Source organism: Rhodomicrobium vannielii ATCC 17100 (assembly GCF_000166055.1).
Lineage (GTDB): Bacteria > Pseudomonadota > Alphaproteobacteria > Rhizobiales > Rhodomicrobiaceae > Rhodomicrobium > Rhodomicrobium vannielii.
This window is the reverse complement of the sequence record NC_014664.1, coordinates 279,565-299,890: the sequence shown is the minus strand read 5'-3', so window position 1 is coordinate 299,890 and position 20,326 is coordinate 279,565. Positions and strand designations below refer to the sequence as shown.

Here is a 20,326-nt window from a genome sequence, read left to right as displayed (position 1 = left end):
TTCAACGCGTTCCAAGTCAAGATCGCAACGCTGCCGCGAAGCTCCGATACACTTCGCCCGCATCTTGCCACAGTTGTTTGTTCATTCGCCTACTATCAGAAGTTGGGCGTTCACATTTGCCGACCACGGCGCGTGTAAGAATTTGTTTTCGGGAACCCGCCCATTCCGCGCCAAAGGACGGATACGCCCGCGTTTATATGGTTACCAAACTCGCAATACGCAACCTCGTTCACGATCGAGCTCGCTTTCTCGTGACGCTCATCGGCATCCTTTTTGCGGTCGTCCTGCTCGCGGTCCAGCTCGGGCTGTATCTCGGCGCACGCAAGATGATCGTCGACACCATCGATCACGCCAACGGTGACATCTGGATCGCCGCCTACGGTTCGAACAGCTTCGAGCAAGCGACGATCCTTCACGGTCGCGAACGCTTCGCAGCGCTCTCGGTTCCCGGCGTCTCCGCAGTCGAGCCCGTTGTCGCTTCCTTCGCGCCATGGACCAGGGACGACACCAGCACCACAAGCGTCGTCGTCGTCGGCTCCGATGGCACATTGCCGCCGTGGAACGTGGCCGAAGGCAGCGTGTCCGCGCTCTCGCCCGATGGCGTCGCGGTCGACCGCACCTATGCCGACACGCTCGGCATTTCCGGGGTTGGCTCCGTTGCTGAGATCAACGGCCAGCGCTTGCGCGTCGATGCGTTGACGGAAGGCATTCGCTCGTTCACCACCTCGCCCTACATCTTCATGTCGCTCGCGAAGGCGCGGGAGCTTCTCTCCGTGCCATCCGATCAGGCGACGTTCTATCTCGTGAAGGTGCAGCCGGGCGTCGCGGTTTCCAGCGTCAAGCGAGCGCTCGAAACGAAGCTTCCCGGCACGTCGATCTTCACCAAGGCCGAGTTTCGCCAGACGAACCTCGACTACTGGCTGTTCGGCACTGGCGCGGGCGTGGCGCTGCTGGGCGGCGCGGTGCTGGGCCTGATTATCGGCACGGTTGTCGTCGCGCAGACGCTTTATTCCAGCACCAAGGATCACCTCGCTGAGTTCGCCACGCTGCGCGCGCTTGGCTCTTCCTCTTTTTATATACACAAGGTGATCCTCACGCAGGCGACGGTCAGCGCGTTCCTCGGCTACGCGCTCGGCATCGCCGTCTCGTTCGCCGTGGCGCAAGCGAGCCTCCACACGCCCATGCCGATCATGCTGACGCCGCAGCTCGCCGCGATGCTGCTCGTCGTCACCGTCGTCATGTGCGCGGTGTCAGCCCTTTCCTCCATTTTCAAGGTGACGAAGATCGATCCCGCCATGGTGTTTGCACGATGAGAGCGTTTCCCATTCTCGAAGCCCGCCAGATCGTGAAGGAACTCGGTCAGGGCGAAGGCAAGGTGCAGGCGCTGAAGGGCGTCGATCTCGCGCTCTACGAAGGCGAATTCACATTGTTGATGGGGCCGTCCGGCAGCGGCAAGACCACGCTGCTGTCGATCCTCGGTTGTCTGCTCACGCCCACATCGGGCACGCTGACGCTCGGCGGCGAAGCGGTCGTCCACCGCTCGGCCGAAGACCTCGCCGACCTGCGCCGCCGCCATCTCGGCTTCATCTTCCAGTCCTACAATCTGTTTCCGACGCTTTCCGCGCTCGACAATGTGCGGCTCGGCCTCGACGTGCGCGGCTTCCCCTCCCGTGAGTGCAAGGAGCGCGCGGCTGAAGCGCTGATCGAAGTCGGCCTCGGCCATCGGCTCAAGGCCTACCCCGGCACGCTGTCCGGCGGCGAGAAACAGCGCGTCGCCATCGCCCGCGCCATCGCGCCGGAGCCGCCGGTCATCCTCGCGGACGAGCCGACCGCAGCCCTCGATACAGAAAACGGGCACGCGATCATGGAGCTACTGAGCTGCGTCGCCCGGAAAAATGGCCGCGCCGTGCTCGCCGTGACCCACGATCCGCGTACCATTCCCTTCGCCGACCGTGTGATCGAAATCGAAGACGGCATCATTTCGGGAGAGCGCAAGAAGCACGCCGCGACCGTCATCCCGGCGCGGCTGAGACAACCGCAGGCGGCTCACGGCACTCCCGCCCCCTATCAGGAGAGAAAGAGACAAGCGCATGCGTAATTTCCGTTCCAAGTCAGTGGCGCTCGTCTTCGGCTCGGCAGGCCTCGGCCTCGCCATCCTCATCGCGACCGGCGTTTACCAGCCGGGCGGCAGCCCCGCCTGGTCCGAGCCGCAGCCCGCAGCGCCAGCAACGTCGCTATGGGCGGCAGCAGCGCCCGGCCGCGTTGAACCGAAGGGGCGCGAGCTTCGCATTGCCGCGCCCATGCCCGCCGCCATCAAGGATGTCCTCGTCAGCGCGGACGAGCACGTGAAGAAAGGCGACCTGCTTTTCCGTCTCGATGACGGAGAACTCGCGGCCAGGCTCGCGGCGTTCGAGGCGCAGGTGGCGGTGAAACTCGCCGACCGCGACGACGCCAAGGTCAAGGGCGCGGCGCTCGACCGCCGCAAGGCGGAAGATGCGGTCTACGATGCCGAGCGCGAAGCTTTCGAGACGCGCATGGACCTCGACGCCGCGCTCGCGAACAGGAAGCTCTACAAGGCGAGCGAAGCCGACGTTGCCAAGGCGCGCACGGCCGTTTCCACCGCCGCCGACCGGGTCGAGCGGGAGCGGCAGAAGCTCCGCCGCGTGGAAGAGCGAGACCTTCCGAAGCTGACGCGTGAGGAAGCGGCCCTCGCCGCTGCCCGCGCCGAAGTGACCGGCGTCGCCGCGAACCTCGAACGGTTGCGCGTCCGCGCGCCCGCCGATGCCACCGTGCTCAAGGTCGACGCCCGCACTGGCGAGATGGCCGCTGCCGTTGCGCCGCTCATCCTGCTTGGCGACAGCGAGCACATGCAGGCGCGCGCCGAGGTTGAAGAGCGCGACGTGCGGAAAGTGTTTGTCGGTCAGCGCGCCATCGTCAAGTCCGAGGCGTTCCCGGATCGCATCTTCGACGCGCGCGTCGCCACCATGGCGAAGACGCTCGGCAGCCCCGAGCTTACCTCGCGCGGTCCACGCAAGCATACCGACGTCGATATCCTCGAAGTGGTTCTCGACATGGACCCCGGCGGGCCGCTGCTTCCCGGCATGCGCGTCGACGTGATGTTCCGCGACGCCGAAAGCGCCGAGCAGACATCGCTCGCGAAAGACGCCACCACGCGCTAGGCGGCGGTTCGCTAAAGTCGACGCTGTGCGTTGAAGCACGCGGATCGGTCGATTCGCGTACGCGCTTATTGAATCGGTGCGGGCTGAGCGGGATTGAGGAAGGGCTTCAGATCGTTTTGCGGCGGGGGCGTCGGCTTGTCCGGGCGCGGACGGTATGGCAGCGCCGCGCCATAGCCTGTCACCGGCAGCGGCGCGAACAGGCGATCCACATCCGCGACCGAAAGATATCGCCCCGCGCAGTCGGGCTGCCATCCCGCACGGAACCGCACCTGAATGTCGCGATAGGCCACGTTCACCTCTTCGCCGCCATAGGATGCCGTGCCGAAAAACATGTGGCTCGTCGGCAGGCAAAAGCCCCTCACCAGCAGCTTCAGTTGATCCGCAAACCCGACGAATCGTTCGGCGAAGCTCCGCCCGACGCGATCGTAAGTCATGACCGGGTTCGAGCCGGGCCATATGAACAGAAAGCGAAACGTATTCGCCGAAACCGGCGTGATGTTCGTCAGCGCTGCGTCGGGCTGGCGACGCGAGACTTCGAACAGCTCGGTCATGCTCTTCGGGTCGAGCGAATTGATGATCGACTTCGCCTGATCCCCCGCGCTGGCAGGGGAATTCAACGCTAAAAGCGCAATAAATGCGGCGGCGGGCGCGCGGAGATAAAGGTGTCGCATCATTCTCCTGATGTGGGGGCTACGTTGCATTTCCGCCAACATAATCCAGCTATCTTGCGCGGAAATCGGCCCGTCACCGAAACGTTGCAATCGACAAGCCGGAATTTTTCGCTTACACAAGCGAAATTCCAGCTCAACTGGCGCGGCGGCTTGCGCTTTTCAGCGCGGCAAGAAGGTGCCTTTGATCGCCGTAGAAGGATTTCGCAGAGATGAACATCATCCAAACGCTTGAAAAAGAGCAGATGGCGCAGCTTGAGGCAAAGCGCCGCATCCCGACGTTCCAGCCTGGCGACACGCTGCGCGTCAACGTGAAGGTGGTCGAAGGCGCGCGCGAACGCGTTCAGGCCTATGAAGGCGTCTGCATCGCGCGTTTTGGCGGCGGCTTCCAGGAAAGCTTCACCGTCCGCAAGATCTCCTATGGCGAAGGCGTGGAACGCGTGTTCCCGCTGTACTCGCCGCTGATCGACAGCATCACGGTCATCCGCCGCGGCAAGGTTCGTCGCGCGAAGCTGTATTACCTGCGCGGCCTGCGCGGCAAGGCCGCCCGTATCCCGGAGCGCACCGACGTTCGCGCCAAGGCGCTCAAGGCCGAGTTCAAGGGCTTCAAGCGTCCGAAGGGCAACCCGGACGACCTCAAGCTCATCAAGGGCCTGCAGGCCGCTGACGAAAAGCGCCTCGCCGAGCTTAACGTGATCAAGTTCGAGCAGCTTGCGAGCTTCACCGATGAGGAAATCGCCCTCGTGGACGATTACCTGAAGCTTGGCGGTCGCCTCGAACGCGAGGATTGGCCGGGTCAGGCGCTGAAGCTTCTCGCAGAGACGACGGCGGACGAAGTCCCCGCCGAGGACAAGGCCGAGGCGTAAGCGCTTCGCGACGAACGGTTCGTCGCCTCGAACACCAGAATCAGCAGCGGCATTCAGAACCGCTCAATAGACCGCTTCGGCGGTCAGCTATGGCCGGGCAATGCCCGGCCTTTTTCATGCCCCGCTCGCAGGCTTGGGCCTCGCAGCGACATAGGCGTCCGGCGATTGGCGCCGCGCGATCGACAGGCCGCCCGATCGGCAGGCCGCCCGATCATCAGCCGTCTTCCATCCTCGCCGGAAAATGGGTAGGCATAGCCCGAAAGGAACGCGGGGTTAGAGCAAAACCTCGCGGCGCGCCTTCACGAGGCGCGATTTCACACTGCGGGGAGACATCGATGAAAAGGCTCTGTGTTTTCTGCGGATCGAGCCGGGGCGCGGACCCAGCCTATGCCGAGGCCGCGCGGCAACTTGGGGCCGCGCTTGCCGAAGCCGACATCGGCCTCGTCTATGGCGGCGCGGCCGTGGGGCTGATGGGCATCCTCGCCGACGCCTGCATGGAGGCGGGCGGCACGGTGACGGGCGTCATCCCCGAGGCGCTGATACGCAAGGAGGTCGGACACGCGGGCCTGTCGGATCTTCGCATCGTCAGCTCCATGCACGAGCGGAAGGCGCTGATGGCCGAGCTATCGGATGGCTTCGTCGCGCTGCCGGGCGGCATCGGCACGCTTGAGGAAATCTTCGAGGTATGGACGTGGGCGCAGCTTTCCGACCACGAGAAGCCATGCGCGCTCCTCAACGTGAACGGCTTCTATGATGGCTTGAGCGGCTTTCTCGACCACGTCGTGGCGCAGGGCTTCCTCCGCCCGCTCCATCGCGACATGCTGATCGTGGCGGACGAACCGGGCGCTTTGCTTCTGGCGATCGAGGCCTACCGCGCGCCCGCCGCCGTCAAGTGGATTGGCGAGGAAGAGTATTAGCCGGCGCGCTCACCGCGTCGCGACGAGGAAGAAGCGCGGGAACGGCAGAAGCACGGTGCCATCGTCGAGCGCGGGATAGGCTTTCGCCAGCTCTTCGCGATAGGCGGCGAGGAAGGCCGTCTGCTCGTCCTCGTCGAGCGGCTTCAGGAACGGCCGTGCGCCGGTGCCCTTCACCCACTCCACGATAGCGTCGTGGCTCGGCATCACGTGCAGATAGGTCGTTCGCCAGATATCGACACGCGACGCATACGGCTTGAGCAGCTTGTAATACCATTCAGCACGCGGCAGAGGGCTTCGGAGCTTGATCGCCTTGCCCAACTTGGCGACATAGGCGGGCGTCGCCGCGACGGTACGCAGGCTCGCATGCGACGGTTCGGCGAGGTTGTCCGGCATCTGCACGGCGAGCAATCCACCGTCCGAAAGCCGTTCAGCGAGGCGCGGCAAAAGCCGCTCGTGTTGGCCCACCCATTGCAGCGACGCGTTGGCGTAGATGAGATCCCACGGCCCCGGCTCGCTCCACTCCTCGATGCGCCCGAAGCGGAACTTCACGCCCGGAAGACGCTTCTTCGCCGCGTCGAGCATATCGGAGGAGCTGTCCACGCCCACGATGTCGGCTTCCGGGAAGCGCCCGGCGATGAGTTCGGTGGAATTGCCCGGCCCGCAGCCGAGATCGGCGGCCCTCGCGATCACCTCGGCAGGGACGGCGTTGAGCAGGTCGCGCGCGGGGCGCGTGCGTTGATCCTCGAATTTCAGATATTGCTCGGACGACCACGGCATGCACGCCTCCGATTGCGCCTCGCTCAAGCGTCAGCGCTTCGCGGGTGAGCTTATCATGCGTCGGGGCGTCAGAAAAAGCGCGCTCTGGCGGGGTCAGCCCTTGCGGAAGAAATGCAGCGCCGTTTCGCCGTAGATGCGCGCGTCGAGCGGCTCGAAGGCTTCCGGCAGCGCGACAGCCACATCGGCGCGCTCTTCCAGCACGCAGATCGCGCCCGCCGCGAGCCAGCCGCCATCGAGCGCAGCGTTCAATGCAAGTTCGCCGAGGCCCTTCGCGTAAGGCGGATCGGCGAAGACAAGTTGAAACGGCTGCATCGGTGCGGCGACCCCGAGTTTCGTCGCATCGCGCCGCCAGAGCTTGCTCGCGCCCGTCAGCCCGAGCGCCTCGATATTCTCACGGATCGCGCCGCGCGCCGCCGCCTCGTCCTCGACGAACAGGCAGTATGCCGCGCCACGCGACAGGGCTTCGAGGCCGAGCGCGCCGGTGCCTGCGAACAGGTCGAGCACGCGCGCGCCCTCAAGCGGCGGGCCGTCGATGCCGTGCACCAGAATGTTGAACAGCGATTCGCGCACGCGGTCCGAGGTGGGCCGCGTCGTCGTGCCGTCGGGCGCAGCAATGCCGCGCCCGCGAAATCGTCCGCCGACGATCCTCACGCCTTGTCGCCGCGCGGCTTGCGGGGGCCACCGCCCGTGCGCGGCTTGGACGGGCCATCGCGCCGGGTGGAGGGCTTGCCAAATTTGCCGCCGCCCGCGCCTCCGCCCGGTTTGCCGCCGCGCGTGCCGAACGTCTTGCGTGCGCCGAAAGGTTTGCCCTCGCCGCCTTCGCCACCGCTGCGATCACGGCCCGCCGCGCCGCTTGGACGCGCGCCGAAAGGCTTGTCGCCCGTGCCTGCGCCGCTACCGCCGCGACCGGAAAACGATTTCGCACCGTCGCGCGAACCGAACGGCTTTTTCCCATACGTCCGCGCGCCGCCCGCACCGCCACGCTTCTCGAACGGCGCACCGCTTGCCTGGCGCTCGCCCTCACGTTGCGGGGCACGATCGCCGGCACCTTCCCGTCGCTCGCGGAACGGCTTGTCGAAGCTCTTGCGTTCGCCACCTGCGCCGCCTTCGTTGCTGCGGCTCCGGTATGCCGGACGGTCGCCGGGTGCTCGGTCGGGCCGTGGCCCACGCGCGCTATCGCCGCCGTCTTCCGACCTGCGAAAGCGCGGCCGATCCTCACCCGCCGCGCGCGAAGGCCGGTCAGTGCGGTCCCCTTCGCGTTTGCGGAACGGCGGGCGGTCAGCCCCGTCGCGGGGACCGAAACTCTTGCGCTCGCCGCCACCCTCGCGCGGACGGAAGCTTCTGCGTTCTCCCGATCCCTCGGCCGACCTGTTGTCGGCACGGCCCTCGCCCGCATCGCGGGAACGGAAACCTGGCCTCGCCGTCGAACTCTTGCGCTCGCCGCCTTCGCCATCCCTCGCGAAACGCGCGGGGCGGTCGCCATCGCTGCGGCTGCGGAACGCAGGGCGGTCGCCATCGCTGCGGCTGCGGAACGCCGGGCGCTCCGCACCATCCTCGCGGCGCACAAAAGGCCGACGTTCGCCGCCCGCATCGCCGTCGCGCGGCTTGCGATCGAAGCGGCCCTCGGGGCGCGCATCGCGGTTGAACGGACGGCGCTCACCCCGCGCATCGCTCGGCCGCGACGGCCTACCCTCGCCGCCTTCCTCGCGCCTTTTGAAACGCGGCGTCGAGTGATCTTCTGTCGTGGCGTCGATCCGGGGCGCCCATGTCCGCTTCGGCGCATCGCCGCCGTGTTCCGCGCCAGCGTCCGACTCACGCCGCTGGAAGGGCGGACGCTCGCCGCCGCCCGCGCGTGAAGGCCGCTCCGCGCGGTCGCCCTCGCGTTTGCGGAAAGCCGGACGGTCGCCTGCATCACGGGGATTAAAGCGTCGTTCGCCCTCACCTTCCCCTTCGCGGCGCTTCGGATAGGGTTTGCGCTCGCCGCCATCGCCGTCTCTCGCGGAACGCGGCGCGCGGTCGCCATCGGCGCGGCTGGGGAACGCCGGGCGCTCCCCGCCGCTGTCCTCGCGACGCCCGAATGACCGCCGCTCGCCGCCCGCGTCGTCGCGCGGCCTGTCGAAACTCCGTTCGCCACGATCACGCGGCGCAAAATCGCGCTTTTCTCCCCGCTCGCCGCGATCCGCGCGCGGCGGCTTCGGCACCGGCACCAGTTCCACGATCGGCGCTTCCGAGGCATCCTCGGACAGCACGCGCCGACGCCGCATCTGCGGCTCCTCGAAGGCGCGGCGTGGCCGCTCGGGTTCAGCTTCCTTGCGGCGCAGATAAGTCGGCTTGCCACGCGATGGCGTCGAAAGGCGCTTTTCCTCGCGCACGACTTCGCGGCGCACGCCGAGCGAACGCGCGAGGCGCGGCCCGAGCTGGTCCTTCAGGACGCTCGTCTTCACCTCCTCGACCTGCCCCGGCTCCAGATCGCCGAGCATGAACGGGCCGAACGAGATGCGAATGAGCCGGTTCACGGTGAGGCCAAGGTGCTCCATGATTCGGCGCACTTCGCGGTTCTTGCCCTCGCGGATCAGAAGCGTGATCCAGACGTTGTCGCCGGTCTCGCGTTCGAGCGAGGCTTCCACCGGGCCGTAATTGACGCCCGCGATCCTCACGCCGTTTTTCAGCTTGTCGAGCGACGCCTGATCGATCTCGCCGAACGCGCGCACGCGATAGCGCCGCGCCCAGCCGGTCGATGGCAGTTCCATATGGCGTGCAAGCTCGCCGTCGTTCGTGAGGAGCAGCAGCCCTTCGGTGTTGAAGTCGAGCCGGCCGATGGAGATGAGACGCGGCAGGTTGTCGGGCAGCGCCTCGAATACAGTCGGGCGGCCTTCGGGGTCTTTATGGGTCGTCACGCGACCCTTCGGCTTGTGATAGCGCCACAGGCGTGGCGGCTCGCGCGCGGGCAGCGGATGGCCATCTACGGCGACTCGGTCGGTGGGAGAAACGTCCAGCGCGGCGCTTTCAATGATCGAGCCGTTGACGGAAACCCGCTTTTCCCCAATCAAGACTTCTGCGTCTCTTCGAGAGCAAAGCCCTGATCTAGCTATGACTTTTGCGACCCTCTCGGCTCCCGCAGTGTCCTGATCGCGTGTATCGTTCGGTGAAGGCATGATGTGAACCAATAAAAAAGGCTAACCTTCCGAAAACCGCAAATGATTCGGCGAGGTTAGGAGACAAAGACATGCGGCGAGAGAGGATTATAAAGGCTGTCAACAGTTTGCGGGAAGCCCTTCATGCCGCGCAGATTCGTGAGTTGCTGCGAGTCGCTCGAACCGGCCAGCAGGCCGATGGCGTGAACCGCACGCAACGCATACTTCTCGCATATAATGAATTCACGCGCCACTATCAGCAGTTCGGCGACGAAGAAAAAGACCTGATGACCTTTTTCGGGCTTAACCCGCTGCTCGATCTGGCTTTCTGGTCGAGCCTCATCGATGGCGAGCAATCCGTGAACCGGAAGCTCCTCTCGGATGTCGACGTGGGTGCGTACAACGTCATCTTCGTCATGCCGAAGCTGCGCGAACTTCTTACACGCGACACCGACAAAGGCGAACTCGTCATTGCCGATGCGCAGGGCGTGGAGCGCGAGATCCGGCGCGTTCGGGTGTTGATCGCGGAGAAGGAGCGCTCGCTGACCGATCCGCAGATCGTCATCAACGTCATCCGCTCCATGGACGAGCTTTACGGCTCGCTGTCGTCGCTCCATCCCGATATGGGCGTGAGCCTCGCAATTGGCTCCATCGACTCGGGCGGCGCGAAGTCCTTCGACTTCTTCGGCGCGGGCGTCGTCATGGACGACATGAGCACGTTGCTCGTCAACGTCTGGGACCGCGTGAAATACTCGCCCGAGGAGAATTTCCGCTATCAGATCGAGGTGGCCATGATGGCGGCGGGGTTCGTGTCGCGCATCAAGGAGGCGCAGGCCCAGCAGATCATCGGCGAGGAGCTGGCGCAACGCACCATGCGCGTCGTGGCGAAGTCCATCGAGACGCTGTTCCGATCGGGCGCCTACACCGAGGAGATGGACGCCGGGCGCGAGGTGCGCGCGAGCAACGTGCTCAAGCCGCGCACGCAGCTCATCGAGTTCAAGCATGAAGACCGCGCCGACGTGAAGCGCGACGATGCGCGGCCAGCCCTCGACGCGGCCGCCGTACCCATGCCGAAGGCCGCCGACATCCTGCGCGACCTTCAGGATCAGCTCGACCTGAAGGAGACGGCCGAAGCCGCGTGAGCGAGTCAGCATTCAAAAAGCCCGGCAAGTGCCGGGCTTTTTTTGTGGGTGCTCGAGCGTTGCGGCGCGATGCGGGAATCTGCGTTAAACTTCGCGCGTGAAGCCGAACAGATACATGCAGGAAGCGCTGATCGAAGCGGAGCGCGCCGCCGCCCTGGGCGAGACGCCGGTGGGCGCGGTTGTCGTCGCGCCCGATGGATCGATTGCGGGGCGCGGTCACAACCTTGTCATCTCCGTGCGCGATCCTTTCGGACACGCGGAGATGCGGGCGATCCGGCAAGCCTGCGAAGCTGTCCAGAGCGAGCGCTTGCCGGGGTACGATCTCTACGTGACGCTGGAACCTTGCACGATGTGCGCCGCCGCTATCTCTTTCGCGCGGATCAGGCGGTTGTATTTCGGCGCGTGGGACGAGAAAGGCGGCGCGGTGGAAAATGGCGTGCGCTTCTTTTCAGCGGCCACGTGCCATCACGCGCCGGAGATCTACGGCGGCATCGCCCAAGCTGAGGCTGCGGCGTTATTGCGGGCCTTTTTTCAGGAACGTCGCGACGAGCGCGCTCAGGTCAACGCGTCGCGAACGCCTCGGGATTAGAGCGTTATCGCTTTTGACGGATCAAAAGCACGTTCTAAGCTTTTGTTTAAGCATGATGTTTTTCGCAAAACCGGCGTGAATTTTGCGGATCATGCTGTGGACGGTCGTGGGCCGTTTCGCGGAATGACTATTTCGGCGCTCGCTTCGCAAGGATGCGCTGAAGCGTGCGACGATGCATATGCAAACGGCGCGCAGTCTCGGAGACGTTGCGATTGCAAAGCTCGTAGACGCGCTGGATATGCTCCCAGCGGACGCGGTCGGCCGACATGGGGTTCTCCGGCGGCTTCGGTTTCGTCTCGCCGGATGCGGTGAGCGCCGCGAGAATGTCCTCGGCGTCCGCCGGCTTCGACAGATAGTCGACCGCGCCAAGCTTCACGGCGGTGACAGCGGTGGCAATGTTGCCGTAACCCGTCAGCACGAGAGAGCGGCAATCCGGCCGGGTCTCCCTGAGAAGCTTGATGACTTCAAGGCCGTTGCCGTCGTCGAGCCGCATGTCCACCACCGCATAGGCGGGAGCGGCTTCGCGGATCGCCTGCTTGCCGGCTTCCAGCGTTTCCGCCGTTCTAACGGCATAGCCGCGGGCCTCCATGGCTTTCGCGAGCCGTGAGAGGAACGGCTTGTCGTCGTCAACGATCAGGAGCGAGTTATCGGTCCGGATTTCCGGACTTGCGAGAGTTGCCATGAGCTGCCCATTTACCTTTTTGTCACATCTCACATTGTGTCGCACTATACGCCATAAAAATACGACGCACAAAATTTAAGCGACACAAGCCAAATCTTTCCTGCAACTTACAGAGATGCAGCAAGTCTGTCACGCGGCCAAGAAATTTCAACGATCGCGCCCGTCTCCGGAGCCGTACGGTTGGCGATGCTGATCGAGGCGCCCGACCGCTCCAGCAGCGTTTTCGCGATGAAGAAGCCCAGCCCCATGCCGTGCTCCTCATCCTCCGCTTCGTCGCGGGGCCGGTTCGTGACGTAAGGCTCGCCGAGGCGGTTGATGACCGTCGGATGAAAGCCGGGCCCGTCATCGCGGATACGAACCTTGACCTCCTCGGCGTTGTAAGAGGCGTCCACCGTGACGCACGTGTTTGCGAACTCGGCGGCGTTGTCGATCAGATTTTCGATGCTGTGCATCAGTCCCGGATTGCGCAGGATGATCGGCTCAGCGACCGTTTTTCCCTGCGGGGACGTGTCCTTGACCGTCACGATAATGTCGGTTTCCGGCGTCCGCAATGGCGCAACGACCTCTTCGAGGAGGTGGCGAAGGCGCATCTGCGAGAAAATCTCGTCCTGCTCCTCCTCCCGGCCAGCGCGCGAAAGCTGGCTCAGGATATCCCGACAGCGCGCCGCCTGCGTCTGGAGCAACTCGATATCTTCGCGGATGGGCGCGTCTTTCGGAATTTCGCGTTCGAGTTCGCGGGCGACAAGTGTGATCGTCGAAAGCGGCGTGCCGAGCTGATGCGCGGCGGCTGCGGCGAGCCCGTCGAGCGCGGTGAGACGCGTTTCCCGCGCCAGAACCATTTCGGTGGCGGAAAGAGCCTGCGACATCTCCCGCGCCTCCTGCTCGATACGCCAAGCATAGACCGCCATGAAAACGATGCAGGAGACAACTGCCGCCCACAACCCGACCTGATAATCTGGTGGAAGGACCGGCGGCTCGCCCGCCCAGGGCAGCGGCCAATGCCATATCGCAAGGATCGTCGCGAGCACCACGGTCAGCGCGGCAAGTAAAACCGTAACGCGAAGCCGCTGTGTGGAGGCCGAAACGGCGACGGGGACTATCAGAAGGAATATGAACGGATTTTCGATGCCGCCAGTAACCAGCAAAAGGCCGGTGAGCTGAAGCATGTCGAAGCACAACAGTGCCGCCGAATAGCGCGTGGAAAGCAGCTGCGAGCGCGGAAACGACAGGCTCAGCACGAGGTTCAGTGTCGCCGAAAGCAGGATGAAAACGAAGCAGGCGACGAGCGGCACAGGAAATTCGAAGCCATAATAGAGCAGCAGGATCGTGCCCGTCTGTCCAGCTACGGCGAACCATCGGTGCCTGATCGTCGTGCGAAGCCTGAGGCGGCTCGCTTGTGAACGAGGGCTGTCTGCCGGAAAGCGCGGGATGTCCATATTCCGAACCTGTTTACTTGACGGTGCCAGCGGCGCTAGATCCAAGGCGACAGCTTCCTCTCTCGTCTCCGACGACAGGAGGTTGTGCCGCGATGACATCTTCTAGGCCAAGCGCGGCCGAAATCAATGGCGTTCCCTTTGTAATCGATGGAGCCGACCATGAAACGCAAGTCCGTAATCGTGATAGCGCTCGCTTTTCTTTGCGCGGCGGGAGCAGCACTGTATGCAATTTCGCATTTCTCGAATGCAGGCAGCACCGCAACCAAACCGCTGATCGGGGGTGCCTTTTCGCTCGTCGACACGAACGGCAAGCGCGTCACCGATGCCGACTTTCGCGGCAAATTGATGCTGGTCTTCTTCGGCTACACTCATTGCCCCGATGTCTGCCCTACCGGGCTCCAGCAGGCGGCGGATGTGCTCGCGAAACTCGGGCCTGATGCTGGCGATGTCGTTCCGGTGTTCATAAGCGTCGATCCCGCCCGTGACACGCCGCCCGTCATGAAAAGCTATGTGGAGAATTTCGACCCGCGCATCGTCGGATTGACCGGCGATCCCGCCGAGGTGGCAAGCGCCGCGAAGGCTTACCGTGTTTATTTTCGCAAGTCAGGCAGCGGCGAAGACTATTCAGTCGATCACTCGGCGTTCGTGTATTTGATGGATCGTCACGGAAAGTTTATTACGAATTTCATGTTCAACGCCCCGATCGACGTAATGGTCGGCGAACTCAAAAAGCAGATCGCCGCCGGTACTTCGCGAGAGACAGTCTCTCCCCCGACTAAAAGTTAATATCGGAGCGCGCTCCACGTACGTACCCTTGGAAGATTATCGCTCAACTTTAGTGGAGTTGATCTTTAGCACGGTTGGCGGGTTATCCTTCCAATCAGACATTTCCGAGGGAGAATCCGGTGCTCTATCACCTCTATGAGTTTGGCCACGCGGCCATGTCGCCGGCACGAATGGCAGCAAATTCCACGCGTCTCATGATGCGCAATCCGCTCAATCCCTTCTCCTACACCGAGTTGGGACGCAACGCGGCGGCCGCTGCCGAACTCGTCGAGCGCACCACGCGCCGTTACAAGAAGCCCCGGTTCAAGTTGGGCTCATGTACGGTCGGCGGCGAGAGCGTGGCGATTGCGGAAGAGGTCGTCTGGAAGAAGCCGTTCTGCAATCTCATCCATTTCAAGAAGGCGATGCCGGACGGCGCGCGGCATGAAGCGCCCCGCGTGTTGATGGTCGCGCCGCTTTCGGGCCACTACGCCACGCTGCTGCGCGGCACCGTCGAAGCGATGGTGCCTCACGCTGACGTTTACATCACCGATTGGACCGATGCCCGTCAGGTGCCCCTGCGCGCGGGCGGCTTCGATCTCGACGACTACATCGACTACATCATCGAGATGATCGAGCTTTTCCGGGGCGACGTGCACGTGATGGGCGTCTGTCAGCCGGGCGTCCCCGTGATGGCGGCGGTGGCCCTGATGGAAGCGCGCAAAAACCCGTTCGCGCCGAAAAGCGTGATCCTCAAGGGCAGCCCGATCGACACCCGCGTCAGCCCGACGGGCGTCAACCGGCTCGCCGAAGAGCGCGGTACAGACTGGTTCCGCCGCACAGTCGTCACGTCCGTGCCGTGGCCGAACGCGGGCGCGGGGCGTCTCGTTTATCCGGGCTTCCTGCAACTCACCGGCTTCATGGCGATGAACCTCGACCGCCACGTCAGGGCGCACAATGATCTGTTTGTCGATCTTGTGAAGGGCGATGGCGACTCCGTCGAGAAGCACAAGGAATTCTACGATGAATATCTCGCGGTCATGGACCTTGCCGCCGAGTATTACATCCAGACCATCGATCATGTCTTCGTTAAGCATCTGCTGCCGAAGGGCGAGATGCGCCATCGCGGCCATGCGGTGAACCTGTCGGCCATCCGTCGCGTGGCGCTGATGACGATCGAGGGCGAGAAGGACGACATCACAGGACACGGTCAGACCGAAGCGGCTGTGCATCTGTGCACCGGGCTTTCGGACGCGAAGAAGCTGCATTACACGCAGCCCGGCGTCGGCCATTACGGCATCTTCAACGGCTCGCGCTATCGCACGGAGGTGGTGCCACGCGTGATGTCTTTCATCGCCGAGCATGACGCGGGAAGTGCCGCGCTCAGGTAAATCGGAAACGGTGGCGGCTTAAAATCTGAAACGCCCCGCCACCTTCCGGCTCGCCGAGAAGGGTCAGCGCCTCGATGCGGAACGGCTCGCGAAGCATCGGAGCGAGATGCGGCTCCAGCGCGCCGCGCACCGCGTCGGCTTCGCCTGTTTCCAGCGGCCCTGCGAGCGAGACGTGAAATCGAAACTCGCTCAGCACGTAAGGATAGCCGAAATCCTCCAGATACGCGCGCTCGCGATCCGTCATCGTATCGATCTCGCCGGCAGCGCGGTCTGCATCGGTGAGCGGCGCACGGAAGCTGTCGAAATGCGTCACGCATTCGGCGGCGAGCCAGTCGATGGCGGCGGTCCTTCCACCGGGCGAGAGCACGACGTAACGCTGATGCCGGATGAAGCCGAGCGGCGATGCTTCCGGCGCGCGCCGTATCCTGCAAAACGCGTCGAGCGCGCGCTGCATATCGTCGATGGTCGCGCCCGAGCGAAGCCGGAACGGTGCCTTGAGCGTGGCATGCAGGCCGTACCGCGCGGGCGCCCGTTTCGCGCGGGCGGCAAGCTCCGGATCGAGACCGCAGTTTTCCCCGCCGAACCACGCCGCACCGAACGCCTCGAACGCGCTGCCCTGCTGCGGGGTCCAGTAGATCGCATAGCGGCGGAAGCGGTCGGTCATGCCTTGGTCCAGTTCTAGGCGCGTGCTTTCCATCGTAAACTCGGCGGCCGGTGGTTCGACGAAGAGCAATTGCGGAGGACAGTGGTCGTGAGCGACGCGAGCAAAAAACACCCGGCCAGCCGCGCCGACTATCCGCATCACGCGCCGATCCAGACGCGCTGGATGGATAACGACGTTTATGGCCACGTCAACAATGTGACGTATTATTCCTATTTCGATACCGCCGTGAACCGCTATCTGATCGAGGCTGGCGCGCTCGACATCGAGACAAGCGCGGTGATCGGCCTGGTTGTCGAAACATCGTGCCGCTATCGCGCGCCGATCACCTTCCCGGAAGCCGTGACGGCGGGCATTCGCGTGGCGCGCATCGGCACGTCGTCGGTTCGCTATGAAATCGGTCTGTTTCGCAAAGATGAAGACTCAGCCTGCGCCGAGGGCCACTTCATCCACGTCTATGTGGACCGCGCGACGCGGCGTCCCGTGCCGTTACCCGAGGCGTTGAGAGCCGCGCTGGCGCCGCTGCGAGCATCGGAGAATTGACGGATGTGACGGGAGGCCGGGCATCTCGCGCGGCCGTGCACGAAGCGAAACGCGCTGGCGCACCCTGCCGAAAAGAAATACCACGCTGCGGCGGCCGAAACCGCAGCGTGGTTGCCATAAAGCGTCGCAGATCCCCCCGGAAGACGACGCTCGCAGCCTTGGAGTTCGATGCCGTCAGGCGGCCTTTTCGCCCTTCCTCACGGGAATGATGTAGGGGCGCTGGCGCCACAGCTCGCGCGCGGCCTTTTCCGCGTGGAACGGGCTGGCAAATTCGCGACCTTCGAGATCGTTAAAGGCGTGGAGCGCGGAGAGAAACCGGAAGGTATTCGGCTCGTGCTTCTGGCGCACGATGATACCCACGGCATTACCCTGCAATTCGATGACATATGCGTCGGACATGGAAGTTCCCTTCGCCGGAGAAACCGGCGTTTCAAGCTGAATGAGGTCTTGGAAAACGCTGGAGCGCTACGCGCGGGAACACATCGCGGTTACGGCCGAGAAGTGCCGGAGGGAGTGTCTATGCATGATTTTGTTCTGCATTGTCTTTCGGACCCGATGCGATGTGGCGAGAACATCTCACAGTGCCTCGCTCGGATCAAAGATTTTATTCGCGTGTGGAAGGGTGTAGCGCCCGGAAGGAGCAACAATTTTTCCGATAGCGCGACTATATATGCAACAATTCTAGCGCAAACCTTACGCGGCCGCGAAAAGCTGAAAATATGGGCCAAGAAAGCAAAATTTTTTCATATGCTAGAGTTATTATAGGCCCAGGGCGAAAATTATTCTAGATCGATGCGGCGGGCGGAAAATGCCACGTGCATCCATGCCCTTTCGCAGCATCTCAAGCGCCGCCGAACGTCCTCACCGGTCGCGCCGCTGCGCCCGAAGCGCAGTTGAAGACAGTTTCGACAGCGGTCCCGAAAGATAAGCCCAAGCTGGAGTTGGCAAGTTCGGAAGCGCGGCCGCGTAACTCTCAGGCACCCGCGAGCGTGCGAAACGATGCGCGGCGGGCGAGGCGAGCGCGCGATGCCGCCAATGCGGACGATCCTCAACCGCGATCGGCACCGTCTCGAAGATCGTCTCCCACTCGTTCCAGCGATGGAAGCCAGCGAGGTTGTCCGCGCCCATGAGCCACACGAAACGCACGCGCGGCATACGTCGCCGGAGGTGGCGCAGCGCCGCCGCCGTGTAGGCCGTTCCGATGGCCGCCTCGAAGGCCGTGACCTCGATCTTCGGATGGCGCGACACGTCACGCGCATGCGCGATGCGCTCGGCAAGCGGCGCGAGTTCGCGATGGTCCTTCAGCGGATTACCCGGCGTCACCATCCACCACACGCGGTCGAGGCCGAGCCGCTTCATGGCGTTGAGGCTGATGAGCCGATGCGCGGCATGCGGCGGGTTGAACGAACCGCCGAGAAGGCCGATGCGCATGCCCGGCGCGGCGTGCGGCGGCCTCAGATCGGCCTCGCTGACCCCGGCGTGGCGGGTCATACCGGGCGCGTCTGCCCGTTGCCGCGCACCACATATTTGAAGGTGGTCAATTGCTCCACGCCGACCGGCCCGCGCGCGTGGAAGCGCCCCGTCGCGATGCCGATTTCCGCGCCCATGCCGAACTCGCCGCCGTCCGCGAATTGCGTCGACGCGTTGTGCAGCACGATGGCGCTGTCGACCTCCGCGAGGAAAGTTTCGGCCGTGGCGGCGTCCTCGGTTACGATGCTGTCGGTGTGGTGCGAGCCGTAGCGCTCGATATGCGCGATGGCCCCCGCGACGCCCGGCACAACCTTCGCGGAGATGATCGCGTCGAGATATTCGGTCGCCCAGTCCTGTTCGGTGGCGGGAACGACGCGCGCATCGACGGCTCGGGTCGCCGCATCGCCACGGACCTCGCAGCCCGCGTCGAGAAGCGCGATGATGAGCGGCGCGAGCAGCCGATCCGCCGCCGCGTCGTCCACCAGCAACGTCTCGGCCGAGCCGCAAACGCCGGTCCGCCGAAGCTTGGCGTTGAGCACGATGGCGCGCGCCTTCTCCGCGTCGGCGGCCTCGTCCACATAGACGTGGCAGATGCCTTCGAGATGCGCGAACACCGGCACGCGCGCTTCCTTCTGCACGCGCTCGACGAGGCTTTTCCCGCCGCGCGGCACGATCACATCAACCGCGCCATCGAGCCCCTCTAGGAGAAGCCCCACGGCCGCGCGGTCGGTCGTGCCGATGAGCTGGATCGCCGTTTCGGGAAGACCAGCGGCGCGCAACCCTTCCGCGAGGCAGGCATGGATCGCGCGGTTGGAAGCGATGGTCTCAGAGCCACCGCGCAGGATCACGGCGTTGCCCGCCTTCAGTGCGAGCGCGCCCGCATCCGCCGTCACGTTGGGGCGGCTCTCGTAGATCATGCCGATCACGCCGAGCGGCACGCGCACGCGGCTGATCCTGAGGCCGTTGGGCCGCTCCCAAGCCGCGATGGTCTCGCCAACGGGATCTGCAAGCGCCGCGATGTCTTCGAGGCCCTTCGCCATGGCTTCGACGCGTGCAGGCGTGAGCGTGAGGCGGTCGATAAAGCTTTCCGGGCGACCCGAGGCGCGCGCCGCGTCCCTGTCCTCGGCATTGGTGCGAAGGATGTCGTCCATGCGCGCACGAAGCGCCGCAGCAGCAGCGAAAAGCGCCGCGTTCTTCTGCTCCGTTGGCGCCAGAGCGAGCGAGCGGGCGGCTTTCCTCGCCTCTTGCCCGATGGCGAGGAGTTCGATCTTCAGAAGGCGCAAATCGAGTTTCGTGTCGGCGATGGCGAGCGTCATGGCGTCCGTAGCGGTCGGAGTTAGAGCCGGATCCGACCAGGTTGAACCAACCTGATCGGTGAATCTGTCTCTCATTTTGAAGATAGAGACCGTTTTACCGATCTGATTGATGCTCAGATCGGAACGGGCTCTAATGCTCCTTATTAAGCGCAACGCCTCGTTCTGCCAACCGGCTGCGTATAAATGCGCGGGCTTCGTCGAACGCCGCTGGGGTTGCGAACCCGCGCGCGGGAAGCGCGATGCCCTGCCGCTCGCCGAAGACGACCACGAGCGCCTCGGGCAGAAACGCGGCGTTGGAGACCTGCTCCCAGCCGATCAAGCCGCTCGCGCCGCTTCTCGCCCATCGGATGCCGTCGTCGCCGAGATCGAACGAAACCGCCACCCGCGCCATGCCGCTTTTCCGAAAGGCCGCCTTCTCGATGATGTTGGCGCGAACGACGACTTCCACCGCGATGAGAACGACCGCGAGCGTCGCCGCAAACCAGAGCGGCGCGTTCTGCACACCGGTCAGAGGCAGCGTGACGATCAGCAGCGAGGAAACCACCGTGGCCGCAAGGCAATGCAGGCCGAACCGCGTCAGGAAGCTTCGCCCCCGCAGCGTCCGCGCGATGTCGAGATAATCGCCGACAGCGTAAGTGTAGCTCGCCTTCATCGTCTCGCCCGTCCCGTCGTTTGAAAAGCGAACCCCATAGACCGGCGCGATGCACGCTGACTGCATCGCGTGATCCGAAAACCGCTCACACTTTTCGGCGCGATGCTTTTGTTTGCGCATCGCGTGATCCGAAAACCG

General features: G+C 64.1%; 22 protein-coding genes. 10 read left to right on the top strand and 12 right to left on the bottom strand.

Features of this window, described 5'->3' with window-relative positions; translation table 11 throughout:
- Positions 1-197 precede the first annotated feature (197 nt).
- Genes RVAN_RS01290 through RVAN_RS01280 form a run of 3 tightly spaced genes read left to right on the top strand, consistent with a single transcriptional unit; the run spans position 198 to position 3,179 of the window.
- On the top strand, positions 198-1,313 hold the full coding sequence (locus tag RVAN_RS01290; RefSeq protein ID WP_013417953.1) for an ABC transporter permease: 1,116 nt from the start codon (positions 198-200) through the stop codon (positions 1,311-1,313).
- The gene (locus tag RVAN_RS01285; RefSeq protein ID WP_013417952.1) at positions 1,310-2,098 is read left to right on the top strand and encodes an ABC transporter ATP-binding protein; all 789 of its coding nucleotides are present in this window, start codon (positions 1,310-1,312) and stop codon (positions 2,096-2,098) included. Before RVAN_RS01290 ends, RVAN_RS01285 begins: the two co-directional genes overlap by 4 nt.
- A complete protein-coding gene (locus RVAN_RS01280; RefSeq protein ID WP_013417951.1) occupies positions 2,091-3,179 on the top strand; it encodes an HlyD family secretion protein in 1,089 nt (362 codons plus the stop codon). The genes RVAN_RS01285 and RVAN_RS01280 overlap by 8 nt, the downstream gene beginning before the upstream one ends.
- A 65-nt stretch (positions 3,180-3,244) precedes the next feature.
- Here RVAN_RS01280 and RVAN_RS01275 read toward each other — a convergent pair whose 3' ends face one another.
- Positions 3,245-3,853, bottom strand: coding sequence for a hypothetical protein (locus tag RVAN_RS01275; RefSeq protein ID WP_041787177.1), 609 nt, complete (start codon positions 3,851-3,853; stop codon positions 3,245-3,247).
- Between the two features lie 206 nt (positions 3,854-4,059).
- On the opposite strand from RVAN_RS01275, the gene rplS reads away from it, so the two are divergent.
- Positions 4,060-4,713 carry a 50S ribosomal protein L19 gene (gene rplS / locus RVAN_RS01270; RefSeq protein WP_013417949.1) on the top strand — a complete coding sequence of 218 codons (654 nt, stop codon included), beginning with the start codon at positions 4,060-4,062 and terminating at the stop codon, positions 4,711-4,713.
- Between the two features lie 335 nt (positions 4,714-5,048).
- Complete coding sequence (locus tag RVAN_RS01265; protein WP_013417948.1) at positions 5,049-5,630, top strand: TIGR00730 family Rossman fold protein; 582 nt, start codon at positions 5,049-5,051, stop codon at positions 5,628-5,630.
- 9 nt (positions 5,631-5,639) lie between these two features.
- Here RVAN_RS01265 and tam read toward each other — a convergent pair whose 3' ends face one another.
- The 4 genes from tam to RVAN_RS19950 all read right to left on the bottom strand — a co-directional run bounded on the left by tam (position 5,640) and on the right by RVAN_RS19950 (position 9,897).
- A complete protein-coding gene (tam, locus tag RVAN_RS01260; protein ID WP_013417947.1) occupies positions 5,640-6,407 on the bottom strand; it encodes a trans-aconitate 2-methyltransferase in 768 nt (255 codons plus the stop codon).
- Between the two features lie 93 nt (positions 6,408-6,500).
- Positions 6,501-7,058, bottom strand: a complete 558-nt coding sequence (rsmD, locus tag RVAN_RS01255; protein ID WP_013417946.1) for a 16S rRNA (guanine(966)-N(2))-methyltransferase RsmD — start codon at positions 7,056-7,058, stop codon at positions 6,501-6,503.
- Positions 7,055-9,562: a pseudouridine synthase gene (locus tag RVAN_RS20655; RefSeq protein WP_081449547.1), complete on the bottom strand. Its 2,508-nt coding sequence runs from the start codon at positions 9,560-9,562 to the stop codon at positions 7,055-7,057. The genes rsmD and RVAN_RS20655 overlap by 4 nt, the downstream gene beginning before the upstream one ends.
- Positions 9,563-9,618: 56 nt before the next feature.
- Positions 9,619-9,897 carry a hypothetical protein gene (locus RVAN_RS19950; protein ID WP_155942318.1) on the bottom strand — a complete coding sequence of 93 codons (279 nt, stop codon included), beginning with the start codon at positions 9,895-9,897 and terminating at the stop codon, positions 9,619-9,621.
- A gap of 3 nt (positions 9,898-9,900) precedes the next feature.
- Here RVAN_RS19950 and RVAN_RS01245 point away from each other — a divergent pair, with 3 nt between their 5' ends.
- A complete protein-coding gene (locus tag RVAN_RS01245; protein ID WP_155942317.1) occupies positions 9,901-10,683 on the top strand; it encodes a hypothetical protein in 783 nt (260 codons plus the stop codon).
- A gap of 115 nt (positions 10,684-10,798) precedes the next feature.
- Positions 10,799-11,272, top strand: coding sequence for a nucleoside deaminase (locus tag RVAN_RS01240; protein ID WP_013417943.1), 474 nt, complete (start codon positions 10,799-10,801; stop codon positions 11,270-11,272).
- 127 nt (positions 11,273-11,399) lie between these two features.
- On the opposite strand, the gene RVAN_RS01235 is transcribed toward RVAN_RS01240, so the two are convergent.
- Both RVAN_RS01235 and RVAN_RS01230 read right to left on the bottom strand, forming a co-directional pair.
- Positions 11,400-11,954 carry an ActR/PrrA/RegA family redox response regulator transcription factor gene (locus RVAN_RS01235; RefSeq protein WP_013417942.1) on the bottom strand — a complete coding sequence of 185 codons (555 nt, stop codon included), beginning with the start codon at positions 11,952-11,954 and terminating at the stop codon, positions 11,400-11,402.
- Between the two features lie 107 nt (positions 11,955-12,061).
- Entirely contained in the window at positions 12,062-13,390 is a 1,329-nt protein-coding gene (locus RVAN_RS01230) for an ActS/PrrB/RegB family redox-sensitive histidine kinase (RefSeq protein ID WP_013417941.1), read from the bottom strand.
- 147 nt (positions 13,391-13,537) lie between these two features.
- Here RVAN_RS01230 and RVAN_RS01225 point away from each other — a divergent pair, with 147 nt between their 5' ends.
- Positions 13,538-14,176, top strand: a complete 639-nt coding sequence (locus tag RVAN_RS01225) for an SCO family protein (RefSeq protein ID WP_155942316.1) — start codon at positions 13,538-13,540, stop codon at positions 14,174-14,176.
- A 119-nt stretch (positions 14,177-14,295) separates the two neighbouring features.
- On the top strand, positions 14,296-15,546 hold the full coding sequence (locus RVAN_RS01220) for a polyhydroxyalkanoate depolymerase (protein WP_013417939.1): 1,251 nt from the start codon (positions 14,296-14,298) through the stop codon (positions 15,544-15,546).
- Here the strand turns inward: RVAN_RS01220 and RVAN_RS01215 are convergent.
- Complete coding sequence (locus tag RVAN_RS01215; RefSeq protein ID WP_013417938.1) at positions 15,539-16,243, bottom strand: DUF1045 domain-containing protein; 705 nt, start codon at positions 16,241-16,243, stop codon at positions 15,539-15,541. The two genes, RVAN_RS01220 and RVAN_RS01215, sit on opposite strands and share 8 nt — an antisense overlap.
- Positions 16,244-16,297: 54 nt before the next feature.
- Between RVAN_RS01215 and RVAN_RS01210 the strand changes: the two genes are divergently transcribed.
- Positions 16,298-16,750 (top strand): acyl-CoA thioesterase, encoded by a 453-nt coding sequence (locus tag RVAN_RS01210; protein ID WP_013417937.1) that lies wholly within the window; start codon positions 16,298-16,300, stop codon positions 16,748-16,750.
- 174 nt (positions 16,751-16,924) lie between these two features.
- Here the strand turns inward: RVAN_RS01210 and RVAN_RS01205 are convergent, their stop codons facing one another.
- The 4 genes from RVAN_RS01205 to RVAN_RS01190 all read right to left on the bottom strand — a co-directional run bounded on the left by RVAN_RS01205 (position 16,925) and on the right by RVAN_RS01190 (position 20,254).
- The gene (locus RVAN_RS01205) at positions 16,925-17,149 is read right to left on the bottom strand and encodes a hypothetical protein (protein WP_013417936.1); all 225 of its coding nucleotides are present in this window, start codon (positions 17,147-17,149) and stop codon (positions 16,925-16,927) included.
- 462 nt (positions 17,150-17,611) lie between these two features.
- A complete protein-coding gene (locus tag RVAN_RS01200; protein WP_013417934.1) occupies positions 17,612-18,241 on the bottom strand; it encodes a nicotinate-nucleotide adenylyltransferase in 630 nt (209 codons plus the stop codon).
- Positions 18,238-19,536, bottom strand: coding sequence for a glutamate-5-semialdehyde dehydrogenase (locus tag RVAN_RS01195; RefSeq protein WP_013417933.1), 1,299 nt, complete (start codon positions 19,534-19,536; stop codon positions 18,238-18,240). Before RVAN_RS01195 ends, RVAN_RS01200 begins: the two co-directional genes overlap by 4 nt.
- A gap of 130 nt (positions 19,537-19,666) precedes the next feature.
- On the bottom strand, positions 19,667-20,254 hold the full coding sequence (locus RVAN_RS01190) for a YcxB family protein (RefSeq protein ID WP_169309497.1): 588 nt from the start codon (positions 20,252-20,254) through the stop codon (positions 19,667-19,669).
- Positions 20,255-20,326: the final 72 nt, after the last annotated feature.